This is a genomic window from Serratia sp. BIGb0163 (genome assembly GCF_024809935.1).
Classification (GTDB): domain Bacteria; phylum Pseudomonadota; class Gammaproteobacteria; order Enterobacterales; family Enterobacteriaceae; genus Serratia; species Serratia quinivorans.
This window is the reverse complement of the sequence record NZ_JANUDZ010000002.1, coordinates 42,150-66,089: the sequence shown is the minus strand read 5'-3', so window position 1 is coordinate 66,089 and position 23,940 is coordinate 42,150. Positions and strand designations below refer to the sequence as shown.

The window sequence follows — 23,940 nt, the reverse complement described above, 5'->3', positions numbered from 1 at the left end:
ACCCCTCCGTCCGCAGGTTTGCCGGCGTTGGATTCGAGGTAAGTATTGAAGTAATACTTCCCATTTTCGTTACCACTATACACCCATATACCCCCTCCGCACGCCGTCGACGCACCAGGAACATAGTTGCCATAAGTGTACGGTCCAACTGCATTGTTGACGTACCCAGTTGCAGGGGGATTACTCATGTATCCTGGAGAGACAACGCCGGACGTTGCCGTCACGACTGACGGGTATACACTCATACAGATATTGATCGCACATGCGCATAAAGCATGCTTCATACATGACTCCTAGTTTTCAGAAGGATGAGGCAGTACCGAAGCATGCCATTCGCCCATATATTCCACCGAGCCTCATACGCCCGCAGACGCGCCTCGGAGTCTGCGATTGACAACCCCCGCCGACGGGCCTGCTCGTAAAGCCGCTGGCGCTTTATTCGGTGATTTTCTAACGCGCGGGGCGCAATGGTGGGCCCCTCGGGTGTAAACCACACACCCAGCCAATCAAATCCATGCTCAATTCTTCCCAATTGGGTTTTATCCGGGTGTGTTTCAAAACCACTCAGATTAAAAAATTCAGATAAGCGCTTAACGCAGCGCCGCAGTTGCCAGCGCGTACGGGTCAGCAATACAAAGTCGTCCATATAACGCGTATAGAAGGTCCCCTCCTGCGCTGCAAAATAGCTGTCCACGTGATGCAACAGACTGGCGCCAATCAGCGGGCTAAGTGCACAACCGCGACAAATGCCGTGCTGCGGGGTGAAAATCTCGCCGCCATCCTCGACGCTGTAATACAAATACTGTTCAATAAGGCCAGTCAGTACCGGTGCATCAATGTGCTGTTGCACCAAGCTCAACGCCTGCGCTTTGCGAATATGGCGGTAGTAACCACGGATATCCGTCCGATAAACAAAGGCGTACTCACCCGAGGTGAGCGCCTGCCAGACCTGCGCTACAGACTGCCTGCCCCCGCCGCGCCCTTTTAAGTGGACGCAACGTGGATGAGTGGGCAGTTGCTCTTCCACCTGCAAGGTGGCCCATTTCAGCACCAGCGCATCCTGCGCGCTCCACTGAACCCAGCTTCTGTCGTGATGACGGTGCAACTGCATGGGTTGCAAGCGGTATTTACCGCTGCGCACTTGCCGATACAGCGCCTCACTACGTTCTTGCCAATGAAAGCGCAAATGCCAAATATCCGCATTGGGCGGGGCATGTCGCCGTCGTTTACCCAACCAGCTATAGGCTTCAAGCCAATCACGCTCAGCGTTATTCATATTCCAGACTAAAGGTGGCGATGGCGCTGAACGGCCCACGCACAATGCGGCGTTGGGCAATCGCCTCTGGCTCCCCCTGCACATAGGCCAGCACCGTCAGGGTATTATTGCCATTAATCAGCCGGTAGCCCTCACCGGCCTTGTTCAACGGCAAAGGTTGGCCGCCCTGGGTTTCCATGCCGATCGCGATGCCGGATGCCCGGCTGCCACCATCAATCGCCAGCACCCCCTTAAGGTTCGGGTTTTCCGTACCTCTGAAGGTCACTTTCACCGTTTTGCCCAGGCTTAGATCACACTCCGTCAGGTGAATATCGAACGCCTGCCCGTGAGTCCGCTCATTGGTGTACAGGTATTTGTCGATCACCGTGCCAAAGTCCAACCGCACGCTTTCGTCCCCCGGCGCGATCACGCAGGGTTCCGCCACCAACGCGCCGTGCAGGCGTACGTTATCGGCCTGTGCCGCACCGCTCAACGCCAGCAGCCCCGCGATCAGGGCGGCGTTCAAATGCATCTTGCCCCTGTTCATTGGTAAACCGCCTTCAACGTAGCAGTAGCTTCAAACGGCCCTTCTTTTAACGTCGCTCCCGGCCGTTTTATTGGCACCGCCTCAAGCCGTGGTGGGTTAGTCAGGCTAATGGGTATCGGTTTGTTCAACTCAAAGGCCACGCCGTTTTGCTTAATCTGGATAGCCAGGTCGGTAACGCCAGTCACGACTGCCGCCCGATCGTAATCCGCAGGGGTACCGACGATCTCCAGCGTCATCGCCCAGGCATTAGCATTGGGATCGCAGGTAATCTGGTAATTCATCGGTTGCAAATAATTCACCCCATCGACCTTTTTAACCCCGACCCGGTGGCCGAAATCGACGTCAACATTCCCGCCGTTATTAATAGTGCAAGCGGGGGGCTCTACCAGAGTACCGTAGAACTTCATGTTCTCCGCCGCCTGCACCGGCGTGCTCAGCATGCCGCAGGCCAGCAGTAAGGTGATGCCTGAATAGCATTTCATCGATATTCCACCTTCATCGTCGCACCGGCGGAAAACGCCCCGCCGCTCAGCCTGGCGGCAGCGCGTTTGACCGGCACGGCCTCGAGTTTCGGTAACGTGGGATAGCTGAAGTTCAGCCAGCTCTTGATAGGTAACCGCTTGCCGTTATTAAGCAGCTCAATACCAAAATCTGTTTTATTGGTTTTCAATACCCCGCCGTCAAACGCAGCGCCCTCGCCATCAATACGCATCCGGACCGCCCCCGATGTATCCCCTTTGCACTGCACCGAGTAGAGGATCGGCATTTTCTTATATTCGCCGTCCACACGAGTGGTCATCACGTCGTTGCCGAAGTTCACTTCAATCAGGTTGTTGTCGTTGATGTCGCACGGCGGCGCCGTCAGCGTGATTTTAACCGTCACCGTAGTGGTGGCCGTTTTCGCCATTGCCGGGAAGCATCCTCCCCAGACCGCGAGCGCCAGACCTACCGCATACATTGCCGGTCTTCGTCTGTATGACCTCTTAGCATCCATGGCAGTCGCCTTAGTCATAGTTAAGCCTGAAGTCTATATGGGCCGAATACGCTCCAGCTTGTAGTGGTGCACGCGTGCGTTCCGGCGTCACAACATAATCCAGCGCGTCTTGCCCTGCGGCCAGTATCAGGGGAGCCCCACGGCTACCCAGACGAATATCCCTGCCGAGAGTATCCTCCATGCGCAACGCAACACCAGATGCCCCACGCACCGCGATTAACTGCGGGTTGTCCGCGTCCGCCGGGGCGACAAAACTGAGCGACACCGCCGGTTGATGTGCCCCCCACAACAGATTGCCGCTGCGTTCATCGCGGTTGTTAGCCGGGCTGCGCAGGCAATCTTGCAAGCGCAACTGCACCGCCACCGGTGTGCCCTGCGCGCCCACCTGCGTCAACCGGGCGGTGCCGGTTTCCCCCAGCCACACATCCTGATAAGCCGAGGTCATTTCCAGACGGCAGGCGCTTTCAGTCAACGCGCCACGCACATGCAACACCCCATTGGCGCCGTCAACGTTCCAATTATCCGCAGCGTAGGCTTCGGGCATCAGCGCCCACAGGCTGCCGACCACCACTGGCACCATCAGCACCGCAGCCACCTTGGCCAACAGGTATCGCCGCTCAGGGCAAGACAAAAAGCCGCTCTGTTGTTTTCGCTGTTGCATGTTCCGTTCCCTCTTTACGCTCGGTTATCAGCTTGGCTTGACGGGCTTGGCCTTGCACTCGGCCCCGCTACAGCTGAACTGCAACTGCGGGCGGCCACCGTAGTCATTGACGTAGGTCAGCACCGGCGCATTGCCGAGCGCAGACGCGCCCAAATTCAGCGTTCCCTTGTCTTTCGGCGCCACCATCAGCGGTTCAAACCCCTTGGCACCGGCGCCACCCGGCGTACTGCCAGCATCGACAAGGGTGATGTAATAGGGTGTCGGATTGTTCACCTGGTATTTGTCGCCCACTTTGGTCAACGTCAGCTGTTCCTGCCAGGGGGCCGCGCCCTCGACATTGCTCAGCGCTTTGGGTCGATAAAACAGTTTGATGCGCGTTTGCAAAGCCAGCTGCAGCGTGTTGGGCTTTTCACTCTTTGGCGGGATCTCACGCAGATTGAAATAGAACAATGTCTCGCGATCTTGCGCCAGCAGGTTGGCGGCCGGTAAGGCCTGCACCTTGATCTGGCTTTTTGCCCCTGGTTCCAGGCGCTGCAATGGCGGCAGCACCGTCAACGGCGTGGTGATTTTATTGCCCTGCGCATCTTCCACCCAACCTTGTGCCAGGTACGGCAGCTGCTTGTTTTCATTACTGATACTCAGGCTGGTTGATTTCTCGCCGCCATTAAACACCACACGGGTGCGGTCCAGCGCAACCGCTGCTTGCGCCTGCTGAATGCCCAACACACCGGCCAGCAGACCGCCCGCCAGCGGGAAAAAGGATTGCTTCATTAGATTCATTAGATTCATTAGATTCATTAGATTCATTTTGATAACTCACTATCTGACTTACATTAAATTCGATAAAAAATAGGCCGGGAGATGGAGAAGCAGTTCCGGCCTGCCACGTTGGCTAAATTGGTTTTTCGCTCCCATTATTCCGCCGCCGCGTCCACTGGTAACAGACGGCACGGCAGTAGGAGATCGGTCGTGCCACTGTGCGGTATTTGCGCCGGTAACGTAAGCGCACATTGCGCTTGCCCACTCCAGTGCACGGTCATTTCCTCGTTCGGATTAATGCCGCTCAGGTACACACTGCCGCCGTCGTTAACGATACCCACATCCTGCTTTTTGTGGTTTTGCACTGTCGCGCCGAACGGCGGCGTGGAGCCATCCGCCAGGCGGATCACCGCCATCGCTTTCTCACCGGCGATCACCTCAAACCTGCGGTAACCAATCGCCCCTTCGGTCAGCGTCGCCTGCACCACCGAGCGCGTCGCCTCGGCGTTTTCAGGCAATTTGTTTACATCGATGCTGACCTTATTGCGGTAGTAACTGTTCACGTCGGTTACCACCGCTTTACCGAAGCGGTTGGTGCGGGTCACTGCGCCATAACCGCCGATCGGGATATCCGCCACGCCGTCTGTATCCAGCATCATGCGGGTGCCCCCAATCATCCCTGACCTGTGAAGCGCCGCGCCTTTAAAGGTGGCGGTCGCCCCCCCCTGTAACGACACCCCGGCCGACGAATAACGCCCTTCCTGGTAGCTGGCGTTGGCGTTTACCTGCGCCATATCGCCCTGATGGGTGTAATAACCGCTCGCCATACCACCGCTGCGGGTAATACCGCTGCTTAGTTGATAACTGTCACCGTTTTCCAGTCGATCGTAGTACCCCACCTGATGGGTGTTGTCGTTGCGGTCATAGCTGCCGCTGTAGCTGACGGATCCGTTGCCGCCCCACGGCATCGACAACGAAAGGTACATGCCATCGTCGTTGGTGCCGTTATACTTATTGCGATACCCCGTCAGCGACAGGCTCAGGTTCCTGAACTGACCGATGTCGAAATTGCGCGACAGCGTCAGGGTGTAACGATCGTTGGCCGAGCTGCTCCAGTAAGTCTGGTGGTTGTAGTTCAGGTAGGCACTTAACCCGAGATCGCGGAAGTGCTGGCTGAAACTGACGGTATACATCTCTTTGCTGTTCTGGTTGCGCATACCATAAGTGCGCGCATCCAGGTATTCGCTCATCGACATGTAGTTGCGCTCCGAAAAGCGGTAACCGGCGAAGGTGACCTGGCTGTCATACTCGTCGAAGTTTTTCGAGTAGCTCAGCCGGTAAGAACCGCCGGTCAACGTGCCATCTTCCAGTTGCGGCAAGCGTGCCCGCGACTGGGTTACGTCAAACGACAGCGCGCCAAACATCATCAAGTCCCGCCCGATCCCCACAGCCAAGGCGTTATAATCGCCGCCCGCCACGCCACCGCCGTACAGCGACCAGCCGTTGCTGACCCCCCAGGAGAATTCACCGGTAGCAAACAGTGGCCCATTGGTGCTGTGCTTCCAGTCTGAAGGGCGACCGCTCGCCACTTTGTAACGCACCGTCCCTGGCCGGGTCAGATACGGAATGCTGGCGGTATCGATACGGAACTCCTGTACGCTGCCGTCCTGCTCTTCGACCCGCACATCCAACTGCCCCGAGACCGCGTCGTTGATATCCTGAATGCGGAACGGGCCGGACGCGACCTGTGTTTCATACAGCACTCGCCCCTGCTGGCTGATGACCACCTTGGCGTTGGTACGCGCCACGCCGGTGACCTCCGGTGCGTAACCTCTCAGGTTCGGTGGCAACATGCTGTCATCGCTGATCAGGCTGGCGCCGGTAAACCGGAAACTGTCAAAGATGTCGGAATACAGGTAGTTCTCCCCGACAGACAGCTTCGCCCCCAAGCGAGGAATGGCCCGGTAAGCGTAATAACGGCTCCAATCCCAGTTCTGGCGAGTCCCCTGCCCACTGCCGGTTTGGTGATCCAGCCGCGTTTGCCAGTCTGCCCGCAGCCGCCAGGCACCCAGGTTGGCACCCACCGTGCCGTTGCCGCTGAGGTTATATCCCTGCTGACCACGCTGCTGCTGGCGCTGGGTCTGCGCATTGAGGTAATAATCCAGCAGCAGCCCCGGAACACCTTCATCCCAGCGCGATGGCGGATCCCAGTTGTCTGCCGCATATTCCAGATAGGCCTGCGGTAGGCTAACGGTGAGGCTGGCGCTGCCCAAATCGGCATGCGCCGACGTACCCGGCAGGCTGTCCAAGGTTAAGCACTCGCCCTGATGCCACCAGGTCAGTTTTTCTTTCATGTCCGGTTTTAAACCGAACTGTTCGACCATGGCCGGGCTGATGCACGCGGCACTGTCGTTGGCATCACTTTCCGCCGGGTAAAAAATAACGGATTGCTCTGGTAATTCCTGCTTGTTAATACGGATCAGCATCATGTAATCACCAGGCATGATATATCCGCCACGCGAGAACTGGCCCAGATCAATATTCCCCCTATCTTTTACGTCAAGAACATCAGTATTGAACTGCACCTCTTCCGCACTGGCATAATACCCAACAAAACCCAGCGCGCAGGCAATACAAATACCCAAAGCACGGGGGCGGAAGGGTAATACATTCCAGTTCGGCATCATCATGCTTATCAGTCCCTTTTTATTCTTATTTTTACACCAGCGCTATCAATGAAAACCATTGCATTCCCATGCGCCGGAAAATAAATGACAGGCACATTTTTTGAATGAGCTTTTACTCTTTAATGTTTCTTCATCAGAAACAGATCAGTAATAATCCATTTTAAATCTAATAGTCGAGGTATATTCTCCGCTGCGCAATATCTGTTGATTGCTGACCAACCTCAGAGAGTAATTCAGTTCTCTCTCTCCCTCGGTAATATCCAGATAAGGCGAAGGGATCCCTGGTGTGACAATATTGCCGTCGTTATCTGCAAGCTGGAGCGCAACACCACGTGCCGTCCCATCGACACCGAATAACCCATTATCTACCCGGCCATCGAATGTCACCTGAAAACGTCGCCACTGCGGCAAACTTTCATCCATACGATCCAGTACGCAATTAATCAATTTTATGCTGAATGGGCGAGTCAGCCCTTGCCCGTCACGCATAATTTGGCTCAACGGCAGTACCGACATATCAATCGTTTGATCGCGGCTGTTGGTATCAATGGCACAGGCCGTTTCGATGACAGCGCCTTGCATGTTAACCCGCCCCCAGCCAGAGGTCGCTGCCTGGCTATTCTGGAGGGGTGACAGCATTAACAGGCAAAGCGCCGAATAATGAATTCCTAGCTGTTTCATCTATTACATCTCCCACGGGCTACTCTGACAAGAATGCATGCGGGGTATCACCCGCATGCATGATTAGACCTGCCATCAAATCAGATTATTTGTAGTTCAGGATGAAGTTAGCCACGCTCTGGAATTTTCCTGGGACAATAGAGGCATCATCACCGCCGTCACCTTTCAGGTAGGCGCTGAAGGCCAGGGTTGCTTCTGTCGCGCCGGCGCTAATCAGCTGGCCCGCAGTAGGTTTGCCCAGTTCAATCACATTGTTGCTGCCATCGGTAATCGCAATGCTGGCGCCTTTGGCATCACCGGTCATGCCCAGTAAGCCGTTCTTGCCCGCCGCACCATCAAAGGTCGTGGTCACGGTTTTAGCAGTGTCCAGGCTGCATTTTTCCAGATGGATTTCAAAAGGTTTCGGGTCAGAGTTACCGCCATTAAGCAGAGAAACGTTAGATACCGAACCTAAATCTACGGTCTGATCAATAGACTTAGGGTCAATTGAACAAGGTGCATCAATAATAGAACCGGTGAAGGTCACTTTACCGTGTCCCTGATCAGCAGCCTGTGCGCCAGAGATAGTACCGAAAGCCAATACCGCTGCCATCATGGTTTTATTCAAATTCATTTTTACTTTATCCTTAATGAAGGTCTTATCCCATTATCATCGTGAGGTCGCCATTATTTTAGTTCCATACCGTCAACGCGTGAGAGAGTAGTTTCACACCCTGTCATTTCGTTGCGTTATAGCTACTGGCGACTGATAAAAATGATAATCCCAAAAAATCAAAAAAGATAAATAATCTAATTAATGATATAAAATTAGATAAAAAAACTAAAATAAAATAAATTACCACCATTAATTAGAATTAAAATCCAAATCAACAAGAAAAATTAAAACCTAACACTCCTTTAATTTCAAAGACATCTAGGTGGGAAAATAATTCTAATGAAAGGTGTTGACGGGCGGTGCGGAACTCTCATAGATTCTATTAATCGCAAGATAAGACTATTCTTATCGTTAATTGCTTTGTTGCTTACATACGAGGAATGACCGGGTAACCACATGAAATACATAATAAATCTAACTATAGTTTTCGACCCGGAAGGTCGACTATTAATGCTTAGAAATAATAACCAACTAACAGTAGGGTTATCTAACCCGGCAACGCGTTTGTTAAGTGAGTTGATAAAAAATAATAAAATCGAATTGCCGCGCGAAACGCTAATCAAGCACGTCTGGGAGGACTATGGGTTTTCCCCCTCCAGCGCTACGCTAAGTAATCATATAAGCGAGTTGAGAAAAGCCTTTGAGGCGCTTGGGGTAAACAAAAATATTCTGGTCACCGTGCCGCGAATAGGTTTCAAAATGGAAGCGGAAATCCACCCCGAGACCAAGGGACCGAAAGAACCTGCCGCGATTGAAAAGAGCGAGAATGCCCCCACACCCCGAGAGCCGGAGCCAGAAAGAAATGCCGGCCCTTTATTAATAGACGCTGAATCAAAGAAAACACCGCGCAGGACAAAAAAGCCGGTGTTTTTTCTCGGCCTTGCGCTGATAACCATTGCAACAGCGGCAACATTCGTTGCCCTGACCAAGGATGACAAACCAACGTTGGTCGGTGTTCAGGATAAATGTAATATTTATACCCTGGATGATAGTAAACAAGGTATCGAACAGTCCGATAGGGCGCGAAAGATGCTGGCCAGAGAGAAGATAGATTGCACACAGAGAGCTCATGATATCTTCTATATGGAAGCTCGCCCCACCAACGAGTTGTTCAAAGTTCATTTTATGGCCGCGTGCACCAAAAATGACAATGTGAATTACAAAAACTGCAACAACTACAAATCGGTCGAGTAAGTTGAAATGAAAAGAATTATTATCGGGCTTTCCGTTTTCTTCGTCGTCATCCTGAGTGGTGTTGCACTTTACGTTAACTACGCGAGCTGGAAACCTTTTCGCTGTAATACCCACGCGAGTTCGCACATTGTTTCCATGGATGGCAGGAAACTTGAGCTCAACCTGGATATCAGTGTTGTCACTGCCCAGGAAGGCAGAAGTGAAGTGCTCGCGGTGGGTTCCCTTAAAGGGTTAAATAAAAATTATGCTATTTCCAGGCGGATGTTCGTTTCCATCAAGGATTCTGACTTTAGAGGCTTTACTAAGGCTATGATTACCCGGGAGGAACGCCAGCCCATCGATAATATTCCGGACGATATTTGGCAGAAGTACGTTCTGCCAGAGGCCCCCGGCGTCGCGTTCTATATGGAAACGAAGCGATTGAGTAAAAACCTTTTTCTTGTTAAAGGGCTAACCAATCCCTTTTTTGTCTGTGCCGTTATAGAGCATTAAATCCTGAGGGCATAATTGTTTATACTGTTAACGATTATGCCCCTCAGGGCCAGGTCTCATCAGACATAACATTACGGGACATATAAAAAACAACCGCAGTTAAGTCATCTAACCAAATCCAACAACATCAATCACGACAAGATAAAATGCTAACAAACAAATAAAAAAAGAATTTAAAACCACATAACCTCAGTGAAATTCATTATGTTGAATACCCGTAGTGCGTTGGGTAGCCTAATAGTGTCGCTGATTAACCGGCATTTATGTGGCCACAAACTAATAATCAATGATGTGACAGCGCCAAAGTAGCCTCCCCTTCAGGGCCATGAGGAGAGTGACGTCGAATAGCAACACCCTCAAAAAATCATTAAAACTGCAAGTCAGCATTTAAAAAATAGAGCGCCGGGAAAATGAAGAGCACGGTATATCCAATCATAAATAAAAAATTAACTATCGCCATCATAGACGATGACAATTTTTACATGGCAGGATTGATCATGGCGTTATCCACCTACTTTAAAAGTAAAAATAGGAAAATTAAATTTATTCTTGGTCGTTCAATGACGGAACCTGCGGATATTATCTTTCAGGCCATCCGCTGTGGTACCTTCATCGCCCCGCGTAGCCAATATCATGCCAACAGCGGTAAATCGCATTATTTTGCCATCGTGGATAATAGGGATTTTCACCTGCAACACCTCTATCGCGACCTGGAAAAAAACAATGTCTTTTACCGGCACCAGTCGGTGAAGACTTTACTGCAACTGATTGAAAAAAAAATTTTCCTATCGCAATCATTACCCGGGAAACATCCGCCCGAAGAACAGGTTTTTCTCCGTGAACCGCTCACCCTGCGCGAGCATGAAGTGTTGTGTCACCTCGTGCAGGGTAAAACACATGCCTGCGCGGCAAATTGCCTGGGCATCAAAGTGAAAACCATAAGCTCTCACAAGCGCGCGGCAATGAAAAAATTAAATTTCAGACGCACTAACGAACTCTTCCATTGGATGCTGCAGGGGGGTTTATCCCGCCACCAGCCAATAAAAGGACATTAAATATGAGTCATAAATCCCTCGCTGTCACCGCCGCGATGATGAGCATGCTATTACTGAGCGGGTGCCAGTCGGCCAAAAAGCCTCTGTCCAAACAAACTTCGGTGGTAACACTGCAAGACGAAAAGGTGAAACGTGAAACCCAGGATTTAAAACAATGCCAACGGAATTTAAACGCACTCGGCACGTTAAAAACGGATAGCTACCTCGCTAAAAAGAAAGTATTCGACGATCTGATGTCCGGTGCTTCCCAATATGCAGGTATTCGCGCTCAGGTTAATGAGCACACACAAGATACCGTCGATGCGCTCTACCGTTACCAGGTGAGCTACCAATGCGCCGAGATCAATCAGGCGCTGCTTGCCGAGCTGGCAAAACGCGGCGGAGCGGTGAAATGATCTCCGGAGGACAAGCCTTCAGAGCTATAGCCGCCTTGTTGGGCAGCCTGCTGCTACCTGCGGCTTCATCAGCGGCATCGCATAATAAAGCCGACATCCCGGCTTTATTACAGTTTGCCGAGCAATATAACGAGCAGACCAATAAACCTAAACAGCACTCTTCTCGTCCCCGTAGCACGCACTCTGGCGACCAAGCCGCAAGCAGTGACACAAAAACCAGCCCTGATAAGCCAACACGGCCGCGAAGCGAATACTGGCAGATCAAAGATAAGGAGATCCAACGCCAAAATACGGAAATCACTCAACTGAAAGCGCAAATCGCCCATTTGCAACAACGCCCCGCGACAACGGCGATAACGGCACCAACACTGGACTTTGCCGCTTTGGGCAAATTAGCCCAGGGGTTGCGCCAGGCTCTGGCGATTACCCCGACGGAACGCCAGGCAAAAGCCAGCATTGCACAGATACAAGAGCAGTGGGACCGGGACCGGGCGGCGTTGCAGCAACAGTTGTCCAGAGTAAAAGCGGATAACCAAACCTTGTCTGCGGCGACCAACAGCCAAAAGAATCTGCTGACGGAGGCGAAAAGCCAGGCTGTGGTGTTGCGGGAAAAGCAGGAAGAAATGAGCGCTCAGCGCCAGCTGATGCAAACCGAGTTGGACAATACAATAAAAGAGCTGGCCAACGCGCGGGCCGACTTTGCGTCTCTGCAAGCCAGAAACCCACGGCTGATCACGGGTGACGCGCTAAAAGCCACTCAGCCGCGAGAAAATTATGCCGCAGGCGTCTCTTTGGGCGAGGAAATCCTGCAAATGCAGGAAGAGCGGCACCGATGGGGGGTGACTTCGGATAAGCAAATGATCCTCGCCGGTATTGCGGATACATTCGCAGGCAAGCGGATGTTGGCCGATGATGAACTCAATAAGGTGCTGGCCGCTGCCGAAAAAAAGGTAGCTGACGCAAGAGAAAAAATCAGCGTAGCTCAACGGCAAAAAGGGCTGGCCTATACTAACGAATTCAAAAAAGATAAACGCGTTCGCCAGGCACCCTATGGGTTTTGGTACCGTATCGATTATGCAGGCGACGTGCAGATCCCCAACACAGCATCCGTCGATGTGGTAGTCAAGGAAACGCTGACCGACGGCACGGTGATTCAGGATATGGAAACCAACGGAGCAACCTTGTCACAGCCAGTGGCGGATTTCCCACCGTTATTTAAAGAAGCCATCTCGCTGTTGAAAAACCACGGCTCGATGACCCTGGTAGTGCCGCCAGAATTGGCTTACGGCGAGAAAGGTTACCCACCGAAGGTGCCGCCGAACGCCACCATGGTATACACATTGCGGATTGCAGAGATGTACCCGGAAGCCCAGGCTAAAAAACACGAAGGCTCATAGCGATCGCCGCAGTATTTTAAATACTCGTAGCTCAACGGGTCGCCGTTTTTCCATAATTCTTATAAGTTCTTAAACACAGCGACCCTTTATTAAAAACATCGACATTAATTAATTTTAAATATCAGACGTAAGAAGTAAATTAATCGACAGATTAGTAATTAAATTAAATCCATAACTGCTAATTTCACTAAAGAATCACCATGGAGATGATTATTGGAATATAGACCATAGGCCACAGCTGGCTCGCGATTACCCCCCTAAAAAACCACTAAATTATTTAATCAAAAAATTATAACTAATTATTATATAAAATTCAGACTTAACCAGCAGAAACAAGAATTTTTAATAAAAAATTAAAAACAAAAAACAAATATAAACCACTGTTTTAGTGTTGACTTTAGAAGGAGGGCCGTTATTTAATCAAAGGGAAGCACTTACCATGAAAAACAACGGCTACTTTTACCTTTCGGGTATTAGCGTATTTCATCATGAAATTCTCGTTGATCTCTATCATACCTGTGCCAATATCCGGCACTCAGGGGAAATAGGCCTGAAGTACCCTATTTTGTTGTTTACGAAAGCGGCAGCACAATGTGTTACTTCCACAATGAAAGGAGTCTTTATGTCAGATCATCAAGTAACCTGCATCCGAAAGTCTAACCGTCAAAGTACTCACGAACGTATTCAGGCTATCGGCGGCGTGAATGCCGACGGCACCCGCTGGTCTTTAACTGAGGCCGATGCCATTGCCGGGATTGAATCCGGAAAATGGCGATTTTGGGTCAGCGCCAATGGCAAATCCGTGTGGATCATCGTGTCGACCAGCGCGGCGGGCAATAAATACCTGAAAACGCAGAATGATGGCGAAGCGCCAAATAACTTGCTCAGCCTGCCTGAGTGCCCGTAATCCCCTATGCTCTCGCGATTCCACCACGGTGAGAGCGGCTATTCCCCCCGATAGCACCTGTTCCCTGCCGTTTTTAGCCTCGCGCTATTCATTATTGCGCGGATGCTGCCATTGAATGAGGAAAGTACCATGACGACACCCATTACCGTCGCAAGGAATTTGCCGACGCAAAAAAAACAACGCATTGCCGACTTACTGTCGCAAATTATTGAAACGTTGGATCTCACTAAAACCCAATACGCCAATATTGAAAGCGCCTATAACGGCGTGGGTCATTATCTTTCCGATGGGGATGACCCGTTGTTGAAAGAGGCGGTTATCTACCCGCAGGGCAGTGTGCGACTTAATACCACCGTCAAACCCAAGAACGAAGAAGAGTACGACATTGATCTGATCTGTTATCTGCCTCATGCCACCGAAACGGATTATACCGGTGTTATTACCGCCATTCGTCAGCGGTTGGAATCGCATAATACTTACAAAGAACTGTTAAGCGATTTACCCCGAGGATTCCGTATCAACTATGCCGGCGATTATCATCTGGACATCACTCCCGGTCGAGATTATCACCACTATAACGAGCGCCTGGGCCAGCCCCTGTGGGTTGTTGATGACAAAACCGACTGGAAAGAATCTAATCCCCGGGGCTACGCCGAGTGGTTCGATGAAAGTGCCAGCAAACAACCGCTCCGCATTGCCCTTCTCACGGACACAGCCAGCCGGGTCGGCACCGAGGCATTGCTTCCCCTGCCTGACCATACGGATAAGCAGCTGCTGAACCGCATTGTGCAGATACTCAAGCGTCACCGTGATGAGTGGGCGTTTGAATTGGATGAAGATACCCAACGTTGCAAGCCGATTTCCGTGATCCTCACTACGCTGGCCTGCCATGCCTACAACCAAATCATTGCCGAACGACGCGCCTACGACAACGATCTGGACGTTCTGCTTGATGTGCTTGAGCTCATGCCCGATTTCATTGATGGCAGCCAGGGGGCAGTTCATGTCAGCAACCCCCATATGCCGGAGGAGAACTTTGCCGAGAAGTGGAACCGGCGGGAAAACGGGGAAGGCCAAAAACGCCGTGATGCCTTCCAGCAATGGCACGTGGCTGCGCTGGCTACGTTCAATACACTGGCCGAGAGCATCGGCGAAGATAACCTGTTCTTAAACCTGCAGAAAGACTTCGGTAAAACGCCAGTTGAGGCCGTCCGGAGCCGCCTGTTGAACGAAGTGAAACAGTCGCGGGAACAGGGGACGTTGCATGTAGACAAGAAAACCGGCGGCTTGCTGGTCGCCGGTGCCAGCGCCACAGCCAACGCCGGTATGCCTAAAAACACGTTCTACGGCACGGAGTCGGTAAGCCAGCCCGTATCCAAAAACACCTTCTATGGTGCCTGAGATGGTTATCAAATATCACCTGCAACCGCTGACCATAGCCCAGCAATACCAAGCGCTGAAAACAAGCGGCCCGTATGAACGGCTTATTATTACCGGCAAAGATCGTACGCTGCTTTGGGAAGGGTGGCTGCAACCTTCATTATTCAGCCGGCGCTATAAAGTCACGGTGCGTTACAACCTTGGTACAGCGCCCATTTGCATAGTGACAGAACCGGATCTCTATTCATTGGCCGGCGCTAAAACCATCCCGCACCTCTATCGAAAAGATAAGCATATCCCCGGAGCCAAACTGTGCCTGTTTCTGCCCAGTTCGCAGAGCGACGACAAACGCAGTGAATGGCGCAGCCAGCTGAAAATCAGCGATACAGTCATTCCCTGGGCTTCTCTGTGGCTGTTTTATTTTGAGCAGTGGTTGCACACCGGCCACTGGGAAGGGGGCGGCAAACATCCGGCGGCCAGTGAGGTTAAGAATGAACGCTAAACAGGAATGCTTCATCTCGGTTGACGTTGAGACTTCCGGGCCAATCCCAGGAGTATGCAGCCTGTTATCCATCGGCGCCTGTGTAATCGGACACCATACAGAGCGCTTTTACATCGAATTGCAGCCGTTGAATATGCACCACGATCCCGAGGCTCTAGCCGTCACCGGCTTTAATCTGCATACCCAGATAATCCGTGGCATTGCCCCCGAGGAAGCCATGAAGCAATTTGCCCATTGGGTATCATCCGTCACCAACGCACGGGTAAAGCCGATTTTTGTCGGTTTCAATGCAGCTTTCGATTGGTCGTTTATTAATTATTACTTTCATGTTTACCTCGGGCACAACCCTTTTGGTTTTGCCGCCGTCGATATCAAGTCACTGTACATGGGAGTGACCGGATGTCATTGGCAAGAAACCAAATCCAGCCGCATCGATACCCGGTTCAACATAAAAAATCCCGGCAGCCACAACGCACTAGATGATGCTCTTTATCAGGCAGAAATGTTTATAAAAATCAGAGAGAAATCTCAAGGAGAAAGCTAACATGGAAACGTTGAAATACATTCTGATCAAGCTGGTTGATTGGAAAACACGGCAACGCAAGATCCAGTACCTTATTATGCTGCTTGGCGCGGGGATGCTGAGTGCAAACAAATATCTGGGGCAGTCTTTAACCCTTCAGAAAGGAGATCTCCAATTCGCCCTGTCGTTGTCTGAAGGCAACATTATCACGGATTACCTCGTCAATATCGCGGCTATCTTCATCATCTTGGGCGGATTTATCTGGTTGATCATCGACGCCTACCAAGAAGCTAAAATCACGGTGCGCAAAAAGGTAGTGGTGATCGAAGGGCGAGGTCTGCGCAAGGTAATAACAAACCCCTTGCATAAGACGGCAGCGAAGCACTTCACTGGCAAAAAAATAGATAGGCTGGATATCGACATTACTCAACGGATTAGGGACGGTGAAGTTATCTATCCGCTGGATACCTTTAACAATAATATCAAAACCATTGTCAGTAATATTGCGACCCGCATCGACGGTATCGATCACCAGGACCTGACGCTGGTGTACGGGGGCCTGTTGCCCGTACCGTTCACTTTCTATATTGGGACGATCCTCGACGACAATGGCCCGGTATCCGTATTTGATTGGGACAGGGCTCAGGAAGATTGGCACCTTATCGATAATAATGCCGACGATGACCATGCCAGCTTTACGATCACAGAAGAACTTCAGGATCACCCATCGCCAGCAGAGGACGTGGTGTTGGCCGTGTCAGTTTCTTACCTGGCCGATATTGCGGGCATCCGTCGCACCTTTCCCAATTATCCGATGTCGCATCTGACGCTGGACTGTATGAAGTTTGGCAACCACTGGTCACTATCCAAACAGAGCAGACTCACATTGCAATTCACTGAATACGCAAAAATACTGACCGCGAAAGGCGCAAAACGCATTCATATCGTCTTAGCCGCTCCCAGCAGCATAGCGCTTAATTTCGGCCGCCGTTATGACAATCGCAATCTGGCACAAGCTCTTGTGTACCAATACGAAAAAGATCACGCTATCACTTACCCTTGGGCAGTTGAAATTCCAGGGCATGGGAAGCGCGAAGGTTCGGTATTAATGACATCCAAACCTGCTGGTACAAGTTAACCCAGATTCAGTATTGGGTATGCACGCTCACACTGATTCAACGATAAGGGGTTTACAGCCCCTTGTTTTTCTCCCGTGCTGACGCCTAATCAACTCAGAACAATTCAATCAACCTGGTGGTTATCGTACCGCAGCAGGCATGCCATTTTTTCTGAAAAACGGTTAAGTATTAATTTAATTAAAAATTAAATACCCCTCACTCGCTTTACTGTTCATGTCGTTTGCCGTGTGTGAATTAAAAAGACAAAAAAACCGGCCTGGGCCGGTTTGGGGGACTGCTTTTATAATGTCAGCCACGGTATGGCCTGTCTAATGCCCTGGTGTTGCGGTATGTATATTGTCCACTTCCACTATAGGCACCTCAGCAACGGACGTCCAATGGGTTCGGCAGATCAATAACCGCCGATTGATCGGCCACACCGATCGTCAATGCCACATCATGCGCTATCACACTTGGGTAACCAGTCCGCCTCGCACTCTTCACTCAACGTCAGGTTGGTTTGCATACCCTGATTGGTTCTGCGTTTAAGCAATGTCAACTCATGCTCCCTGAGCGTTTGTGGTACGGCTAACCCGAAGGAGGTCAGGTTCATGGTATTTTGATGCCCGCGTGCCTCCATAAACGACAGGTAGGCGTGATAGAGGTAACGGCGCGGATTGGCCGGTCTGATATTCCCGTTCCCCATCAACATGCCCACCGGTGTGCTCAGGGTTGTCAGGTAGCCGCAGAAATCCATTAACGGGTCGGATTGGCGCTTTATAGTTAACGCCTCCTCCGAACTCTGCTGCGCCTGCAGCAACTCACGGGCATGGTTCGGGTTGGCAAAGTGTTGCATCAGGTGTCGAACAATCACCGCCAACTCCCCACTGATTTTCTCCAACAGCTGTGGGTCACGTTCCTTCGCCGGTATCGCTTCGGGAAACGTGATAATCACCCGGCGACGCGAGACACCACCGCTACGGTCACTGAAGCGCATCGGGTTGTTATTCACCGCCAAAATCACGGCCGGGATATAGGTTGAGTAGGCATCGCGGTATTTCGGGTCGATAGCCACCGCATCGCCCCCGGTGATGGCCTTGATACCTGCACCGTCACCGCTCCATTTCTCCTGGTCGGGCAGAATAATCAGTGAGAACCCCACCACAGAGGCGCGTTCCCGTGCCGATTCCAGGTTGTCGATGGTCGCAGAGGTGGTGTTATCGGCACCAGCCAGCAAGCGGGCAATGGAGGCCATCACGCTTTTTCCGCTGCCGCCAGGGCCGGTGACTTCCAGGAACAATTGCCAGTCATACCGGTTCGCCAGCACCATAAACAGTGCCGCCAGAATGCGTTCCTGTTTATCGTGACTCTTCCCGGCCGCCCGCGTCAGCCACTGCCAGAAATGCGGCGCATGGTCGGCCAGGTTTTCCCCAGTGCGCGGCGGGGTGTAGTCCACGCTGTTGACGGTGCGCAGCCAGTGTTCTTTACGGTGTGCGCTGAATTGTCCGCTGGCGGTATCAAACACCCCATTGCGAAAGCCTATCAGGCGTCGCACCGGTTCGCCCATCTGCGGCACCATCAGCTTGAGCGTATCCAGAATGCTGTTGATACCCGCCGCCGAGAACGGCGCACGGACCTTCTGAAAGAGCGCGGCAATCTCCCGGCTGAGCTGCCGATGGGGTAACACCTGCCAGGCACCCTGCGTGTAGCGGCACAGTTCCTCACCGACCAACGGCACCGCCAGGGTGTTGCCATAATGTTCAGCCAACAGTTCGGCCTTTTCACTGGCGCTCATGGCTTTCAGGTCAGCATCGCTGAGCGTATCAAACGGGCTGGGTTGCTTGGGCTGGCTGAAGGCCATCAATTGTCCGAGCGCGGCCAGTTTGCCCTGTTGTTGGTAAACGTCGTTCCAGTCACCGGTTTCTGACGGTAATGCCGGTTTACCACCGCTCAATTGGGCTGCCTCGGCCGCGCGGTTCTGGCCGGTGCCGTTTTCGTCATTATCCGCCGCCAACAGCAACGCCGCATCAGGGTAGCGAGTGCGCAGCTGCCGTGCCATTGCGGGCAGGTTATTGGCACTGAGAGCCACGCAGACACTTTCCCCTGTCAATTGATGCACGGTCAGGCCGGTGGCGTAGCCTTCAGTCAGCCAGATAACGTCAGTATTCTGACCAGACAGGAAATGGCAGGTGTTTTTTACCTGCCCTCCCGCCAGCGTACGCTTGTCGCCTGCGGTGTTAATCAACTGGACGTTGACCACCTCACCAGTGCTGTCGGTCAGGGGTAACAGCAGGTCGCCGGGCTGGTAAGTGATGCCGCCCACGCGCAGTTGCGGCCCTTGTAATGTCAGGGTGTCAGTATCCGGCCAGCCTTTGGCGGTCAGATAGGCATTCCCGGCTTGTTGTCGGGCGCTGGCAAGGAGTTGTCTGGCCTGCTGCGCTGCATTATTTCGCACCTGCGCTTTGTCCTGCTGTTCCTGTTGCAAGTTGTACTCCGGCCATGCGGATTCAGTTTGCTCACCCAATACCCCGGCCACCTTCACAGCGGCCTCTTTGGCGGTCACGGCGAGGGCTTTCTCAACCAGATTCAGACCATCGCCACTGCCGCACTGGTTACAGAACCAGGAACCACGCCCCTGTTGGTTATCAAAACGAAAGCGGTCTTTGCCGCCGCAGGCCGGGCACGGCTGGGGTTTGCCGTTCGGTTGCAGGGCAATGCCAAGGGCCGGGAGTATCACCGGCCAGTGGCCGGTGGCGGTGCGTACGGTCTGTGAAACGAAATGGACGTTCATCGTCTTGTTCTCCCTTAATGCACGGTGGCGTGACTGGCAGTTGCCAGGTGGTCGCAGCACAGCTCGTCCATCAGCTTTTGCCCCAGTGTGGTCAGACGCGGCGGTGCCACCAACACATCCGGCTGCACCATATCGCTGAGCATCGTGCACGCCATGTCCATGCCCGCTTCTGCGCCGTGCTGTTGCACAAAGTACCCTTCCAGGCGATTGGCAATCAGCATCTGCAACTCGTCCAGCGTGTAGCCGAGGCTCACCCGGTAAAAGGCACAGGTGTCGCTATAGGCCTGTGCCACGGCGCGACGGAAAACGGCGGTACGGACTTCAATCGGTAAACAGGATTGGGTACTCATGCGGCGGGTGCCTCCATGCTGGCAAGAAGTTGGGGTTCACAGGTGTTGACGACGTGGCCGAGCTGGTCAGTCAGCACGGCGATGACGGAGGCGAAAGCTGCCTGTTGAAAGGTGTCGGGGCGTTGTCCGCTCAGGTCAAGGCTGTCCAGCATGTCGAGGAACAGCACGCCGGTAGAATGCGCGTGCTGAAGACGCAGGAAGTCCGCATGCGGGATGGCATAATGGGTTTCACTGTGGAAACGGGCGGCCAGCGTATTCATGCCACCCCCTGTACGGGCAGGCGACCGGCAAACGCCAGAATGTAGTCACGCGCCAGCAAACGTCGGGCGTTGTGCTCTGAGTCCGCCACGGTGCGCAGCATGCATGGGGTTGCCGTCAGGGCAGTACGGCGAATGGCCGCAAACAGGAAACAGAATTTGGGGTGAGTCTGGGTAAGGGTCGTAGCCATGATGGCAGTCTCCATAGTTAGCTGGTAACAGCTACCACCGGAGTTCCTACACTCAATGGTGGTAGCCCAGACGGGGGTAGGAATACCGGCAACTATGGAAACCGGCCAGCCCGAAGGCTGCCCCGCCTGAGCCACCATTGTTTGATAGCCACAGTAGCATAGAAACCACTGTGCAAAAAATGAGCGCGCAAAGGCTGCGACGAAAAAAAACACGCTTGGCGCGTGTGGTGTCGCCATAGTTAAACACGGGTTCCTACGCCCGGCTGCCGATTGTGCGACAGCGGGGGGACTATAGCGCAGGGCTGGACACAGGGGCAAGCCGTAAGACGCCCCCGGACGTTCAATCGATCGCATAGTGATCAATGACCGGTTTGTAGGTAGTGATGGGGGTCAGCGGCTGCGTCACTCAGAGGCACCGGCCCGGCGCAAAACAGGTGAGGTGCGCCCTGGCGGCTGGTCAGACGGATGACACCGTGTTTAGTGCTGCGGTGTTCCGGTAAGACGATATCCGGGTGCTGGCGCTGCAGCAGGATAGCTTCGGCCACAAACAGCGCGTCGTTATCGTTCAGGGTAAAGCTCTGTCGGCCCAGGGTTAACTGCATCATGCTGTGGCCCCCTGATGACGATTGGCAATGCGCTCATCCATCCACTGCTCCACTTCGGAGGCCAGCCAGGCGACATTTTTGCCACCCAGCGAGAGTTGGGCTGGAAACTGCTTGCGGGTCATCATCTCGTAAACGGTAGAGCGTGAAAGACCGGTGGTGTAAAGCACTTCCGGCAGACGAATAAAGCGTTCGCGTGGGGTGTAATCACTGTGCACAGCAGAGGAAGGTGTGGTGTTAACGGGACGGGAAACTGAAAGCATGTATTGCTACCTCTTTGTGTCCGATCAGCTCTGGCCGGGACTGTGTGAACTCTGGTAGCGCCCTATTATGTGAATATTTTGGGGGTTGGCAACAAGGGGTTGTTGTGTAGTGGATTAGAAAATCGTATATAAAAACAACAAATCACACCGAATCACATTAACCCATCACTCTTCGTCATTCCTCGTTATTACCCCATAATTTTTAGCAATCAATGAGGGGTTATAAATAGGTAGGAACATCAAAAATAAGTCTAACTGCGGCTAGCCAGAGAAGAGGTTATTTTTGGTTGAGTGCACAGTGGTGAACACTGAGTGATGAGTTTAAAACTCACTAGTCACGGTTTTATTTATTGATTTAATTATATTTTTTACTTAAGTGAACAGTAGTGAAGAGTTTATATAAGAACTAAAATTTCAATGGTGGCCTTTCAACCAGCGTTTTGAAGGGATATCCAATACAAAGCTCTACCGGGAAAACTGCGATGCTGCACGGTAGTCGAGTCGATTGGTCTCACATAGGACGCAGGCTAAACCAGAGATAATTCCCGACCATCAACATGATGTGATGACCAGGCGCACTGTCAAACTGATGTTGTCGTACCCTCAATCCTCACCCGAAAACTGCCTTTTTCCTGGCTAGCCTGTGCCAAATTACGCGTGCATGCATAGGGTGCATGATTTTGCATGTAATAAAATGCATGTCGTAGACCCTCCCGCACCAGTACTGGCGCGGTTTGCATCCCTTAATGCACCTGCATGAAAAGCGACACATAAAGCGGGCAGGCGAGGCGGGGGTAGCATTGCGCGCCAGGGGATATTACAAAGAAAAACCATCGTGGAGGGCTTATTTTACTACGGTGCTATTTCTTGAGTTATTAGACGGAGTGCCTTGAGGTGACACTCCCTTAAAGACGAAGCGCTATTGTGAATTGCTCATCTCTTTTCACGGGCAAAATCATAAGGCCCAATGCTTGCTTCTTTATTCGCGTCTAGATAATCAGCCCACCATTGCACCATCAGACGACGTTCATCCAAATGCTCGGAGGTATGGATATACGCCGCACGCACATTATTGCGCTCAGAGTGGCTTAATTGGCGCTCTATTGCGTCGTCACTCCACAACCCAGACTCCCCCAATGCGCCACGAGCCATCGTCCTGAAACCATGCCCACACACCTCCGTTTTGGTGTCATACCCCATTGCACGCAGCGCGTTATTCACTGTGTTTTCGCTCATAACTTTTTTGGGATCATGGTCGCCAGGGAAAAGTCGTTCATTATTGCCACTTAGCTCTTTCAATCTCTCCAGCAAGATCAACGCCTGGCAACTGAGTGGAACAAGATGTTCTTCTTTCATCTTCATACCACGGTGCGAATAGCGTACGCCTTTGATTTCTTCTCGTTGCGCCGGTATACGCCAGCAAGCTCTATCAAAATCGAACTCATCCCAACGAGCAAAGCGTAGCTCGCTAGAACGCACAAAGGTAAGTAAGGAAAGCTCTACAGCAATACGGGTCATCAGACGACCACGATAAGCCGCAAGGCGAGAAAGAAACTCAGGAAAACGATGTGGGGGCAACGCAGGATAGTGTCGGGCTTTGGTCGTTGCCAATGCCCCAGCCATGTCACTGGCAGGATTCGAATCGATATAATCGTTCTGGACGGCATAGCGCATGATGGCCGTAACACGCTGCTGGAGACGCTGCGCAACATCGTGCTTACCGGTGGCATCAACGGCTTTAATCGGTGTTAAGAGGTGGCTGGTTTTTAGGCCGCGAATATCAGCCGCGCCAATACGCGGAAAAATATACAGCTCCAGATAGCGAAGCACACGTGAACGGTGATCCTCACTCCAACGCTTATTGCTGGCATGCCATTCTCTGGCTATGGTTTCAAAAGTATATGCCCCCGCCGCTTCGGCCTGGGTTTCCTTGTGTTCAGCTTTCGGGTCTATCCCCTGCACCAGTAACTTTTTGGCTTCATCTCGTTTACTACGGGCTTCGGCAAGGGTTATTGACGGCCACACGCCAAAAGCTAAGCGGTCTTCTTTTTTGTCGGCAGGTCGGCGGTACTTCATACGCCAGTACTTGGATCCCTTTGCCGTGACTTCAAGGTACAAACCGCCCCCATCAGCCATTTTGTAAGTTTTCTCTTTAGGCTTGGCGGTCTCGACCTGGCGGGCATTGAGCTTCATTTTGGGGGCACATTTCTAATCGAAGTGGGGATGCCCCCAATTATGCCCCCTGAGGGGTCTGGATTGCAACGGATGTGCTCGGACGGATTCA

At 52.2% G+C, this 23,940-nt stretch carries 26 protein-coding genes; 10 read left to right on the top strand and 16 right to left on the bottom strand.

Features of this window, described 5'->3' with window-relative positions; translation table 11 throughout:
- Window positions 1–280: 280 nt before the first annotated feature.
- The 9 genes from M2406_RS11160 to M2406_RS11120 all read right to left on the bottom strand — a co-directional run bounded on the left by M2406_RS11160 (window position 281) and on the right by M2406_RS11120 (window position 8,197).
- Complete coding sequence (locus M2406_RS11160) at window positions 281–1,276, bottom strand: reverse transcriptase domain-containing protein (RefSeq protein WP_197810134.1); 996 nt, start codon at window positions 1,274–1,276, stop codon at window positions 281–283.
- Window positions 1,269–1,787, bottom strand: coding sequence for a fimbrial protein (locus M2406_RS11155; RefSeq protein WP_259190010.1), 519 nt, complete (start codon window positions 1,785–1,787; stop codon window positions 1,269–1,271). The genes M2406_RS11160 and M2406_RS11155 overlap by 8 nt, the downstream gene beginning before the upstream one ends.
- 11 nt (window positions 1,788–1,798) lie before the next feature.
- Window positions 1,799–2,284 (bottom strand): fimbrial protein, encoded by a 486-nt coding sequence (locus M2406_RS11150; protein WP_197810132.1) that lies wholly within the window; start codon window positions 2,282–2,284, stop codon window positions 1,799–1,801.
- Window positions 2,281–2,760, bottom strand: a complete 480-nt coding sequence (locus tag M2406_RS11145; protein WP_197810131.1) for a fimbrial protein — start codon at window positions 2,758–2,760, stop codon at window positions 2,281–2,283. The genes M2406_RS11150 and M2406_RS11145 overlap by 4 nt, the downstream gene beginning before the upstream one ends.
- A 46-nt stretch (window positions 2,761–2,806) precedes the next feature.
- The gene (locus M2406_RS11140) at window positions 2,807–3,457 is read right to left on the bottom strand and encodes a fimbrial protein (protein ID WP_371078826.1); all 651 of its coding nucleotides are present in this window, start codon (window positions 3,455–3,457) and stop codon (window positions 2,807–2,809) included.
- Window positions 3,458–3,484: 27 nt separating this feature from the next.
- On the bottom strand, window positions 3,485–4,228 hold the full coding sequence (locus M2406_RS11135) for a fimbria/pilus periplasmic chaperone (protein WP_276552712.1): 744 nt from the start codon (window positions 4,226–4,228) through the stop codon (window positions 3,485–3,487).
- Between the two features lie 143 nt (window positions 4,229–4,371).
- Window positions 4,372–6,906 carry an outer membrane usher protein gene (locus tag M2406_RS11130; RefSeq protein WP_197810129.1) on the bottom strand — a complete coding sequence of 845 codons (2,535 nt, stop codon included), beginning with the start codon at window positions 6,904–6,906 and terminating at the stop codon, window positions 4,372–4,374.
- Between the two features lie 141 nt (window positions 6,907–7,047).
- Window positions 7,048–7,584: a fimbrial protein gene (locus tag M2406_RS11125; RefSeq protein WP_197810128.1), complete on the bottom strand. Its 537-nt coding sequence runs from the start codon at window positions 7,582–7,584 to the stop codon at window positions 7,048–7,050.
- 85 nt (window positions 7,585–7,669) lie between these two features.
- Window positions 7,670–8,197, bottom strand: a complete 528-nt coding sequence (locus M2406_RS11120; RefSeq protein ID WP_033651427.1) for a fimbrial protein — start codon at window positions 8,195–8,197, stop codon at window positions 7,670–7,672.
- A 492-nt stretch (window positions 8,198–8,689) separates the two neighbouring features.
- On the opposite strand from M2406_RS11120, the gene M2406_RS11115 reads away from it, so the two are divergent.
- The 10 genes from M2406_RS11115 to M2406_RS11070 all read left to right on the top strand — a co-directional run bounded on the left by M2406_RS11115 (window position 8,690) and on the right by M2406_RS11070 (window position 17,222).
- Window positions 8,690–9,433 (top strand): transcriptional regulator, encoded by a 744-nt coding sequence (locus M2406_RS11115; protein ID WP_259190008.1) that lies wholly within the window; start codon window positions 8,690–8,692, stop codon window positions 9,431–9,433.
- Between the two features lie 6 nt (window positions 9,434–9,439).
- Complete coding sequence (locus M2406_RS11110) at window positions 9,440–9,925, top strand: hypothetical protein (protein WP_197810126.1); 486 nt, start codon at window positions 9,440–9,442, stop codon at window positions 9,923–9,925.
- 497 nt (window positions 9,926–10,422) lie between these two features.
- On the top strand, window positions 10,423–10,980 hold the full coding sequence (locus tag M2406_RS11105; RefSeq protein WP_197810125.1) for a response regulator transcription factor: 558 nt from the start codon (window positions 10,423–10,425) through the stop codon (window positions 10,978–10,980).
- Between the two features lie 2 nt (window positions 10,981–10,982).
- Window positions 10,983–11,375, top strand: coding sequence for a hypothetical protein (locus M2406_RS11100; protein ID WP_259190007.1), 393 nt, complete (start codon window positions 10,983–10,985; stop codon window positions 11,373–11,375).
- A complete protein-coding gene (locus M2406_RS11095; RefSeq protein WP_259190006.1) occupies window positions 11,312–12,772 on the top strand; it encodes an FKBP-type peptidyl-prolyl cis-trans isomerase N-terminal domain-containing protein in 1,461 nt (486 codons plus the stop codon). The genes M2406_RS11100 and M2406_RS11095 overlap by 64 nt, the downstream gene beginning before the upstream one ends.
- A 439-nt stretch (window positions 12,773–13,211) precedes the next feature.
- Complete coding sequence (locus M2406_RS11090) at window positions 13,212–13,679, top strand: DUF3892 domain-containing protein (protein WP_259190004.1); 468 nt, start codon at window positions 13,212–13,214, stop codon at window positions 13,677–13,679.
- 129 nt (window positions 13,680–13,808) lie between these two features.
- Window positions 13,809–15,080 (top strand): nucleotidyltransferase, encoded by a 1,272-nt coding sequence (locus tag M2406_RS11085; RefSeq protein ID WP_259190003.1) that lies wholly within the window; start codon window positions 13,809–13,811, stop codon window positions 15,078–15,080.
- Between the two features lies 1 nt (window position 15,081).
- Window positions 15,082–15,561, top strand: a complete 480-nt coding sequence (locus M2406_RS11080) for a hypothetical protein (protein ID WP_065426417.1) — start codon at window positions 15,082–15,084, stop codon at window positions 15,559–15,561.
- Window positions 15,551–16,105 (top strand): 3'-5' exonuclease, encoded by a 555-nt coding sequence (locus M2406_RS11075; RefSeq protein ID WP_197810122.1) that lies wholly within the window; start codon window positions 15,551–15,553, stop codon window positions 16,103–16,105. Before M2406_RS11080 ends, M2406_RS11075 begins: the two co-directional genes overlap by 11 nt.
- 1 nt (window position 16,106) lies before the next feature.
- A complete protein-coding gene (locus M2406_RS11070) occupies window positions 16,107–17,222 on the top strand; it encodes an SAVED domain-containing protein (protein ID WP_197810121.1) in 1,116 nt (371 codons plus the stop codon).
- A 437-nt stretch (window positions 17,223–17,659) separates the two neighbouring features.
- On the opposite strand, the gene M2406_RS11065 is transcribed toward M2406_RS11070, so the two are convergent.
- The 7 genes from M2406_RS11065 to M2406_RS11035 form a co-directional block, all read right to left on the bottom strand.
- Window positions 17,660–19,993: a primase-helicase zinc-binding domain-containing protein gene (locus M2406_RS11065; protein WP_197810120.1), complete on the bottom strand. Its 2,334-nt coding sequence runs from the start codon at window positions 19,991–19,993 to the stop codon at window positions 17,660–17,662.
- Window positions 19,994–20,007: 14 nt separating this feature from the next.
- A complete protein-coding gene (locus tag M2406_RS11060; protein WP_151415990.1) occupies window positions 20,008–20,343 on the bottom strand; it encodes a DUF5375 family protein in 336 nt (111 codons plus the stop codon).
- Entirely contained in the window at window positions 20,340–20,603 is a 264-nt protein-coding gene (locus M2406_RS11055) for a hypothetical protein (protein ID WP_197810119.1), read from the bottom strand. Before M2406_RS11055 ends, M2406_RS11060 begins: the two co-directional genes overlap by 4 nt.
- Complete coding sequence (locus tag M2406_RS11050) at window positions 20,600–21,145, bottom strand: host cell division inhibitor Icd-like protein (protein ID WP_197810118.1); 546 nt, start codon at window positions 21,143–21,145, stop codon at window positions 20,600–20,602. The genes M2406_RS11055 and M2406_RS11050 overlap by 4 nt, the downstream gene beginning before the upstream one ends.
- A gap of 5 nt (window positions 21,146–21,150) precedes the next feature.
- Window positions 21,151–21,396: a hypothetical protein gene (locus tag M2406_RS11045; RefSeq protein ID WP_197810117.1), complete on the bottom strand. Its 246-nt coding sequence runs from the start codon at window positions 21,394–21,396 to the stop codon at window positions 21,151–21,153.
- Window positions 21,393–21,656 (bottom strand): AlpA family transcriptional regulator, encoded by a 264-nt coding sequence (locus tag M2406_RS11040; protein WP_259189997.1) that lies wholly within the window; start codon window positions 21,654–21,656, stop codon window positions 21,393–21,395. The genes M2406_RS11045 and M2406_RS11040 overlap by 4 nt, the downstream gene beginning before the upstream one ends.
- A 933-nt stretch (window positions 21,657–22,589) precedes the next feature.
- A complete protein-coding gene (locus tag M2406_RS11035; RefSeq protein ID WP_259189995.1) occupies window positions 22,590–23,849 on the bottom strand; it encodes a phage integrase central domain-containing protein in 1,260 nt (419 codons plus the stop codon).
- Window positions 23,850–23,940: the final 91 nt, after the last annotated feature.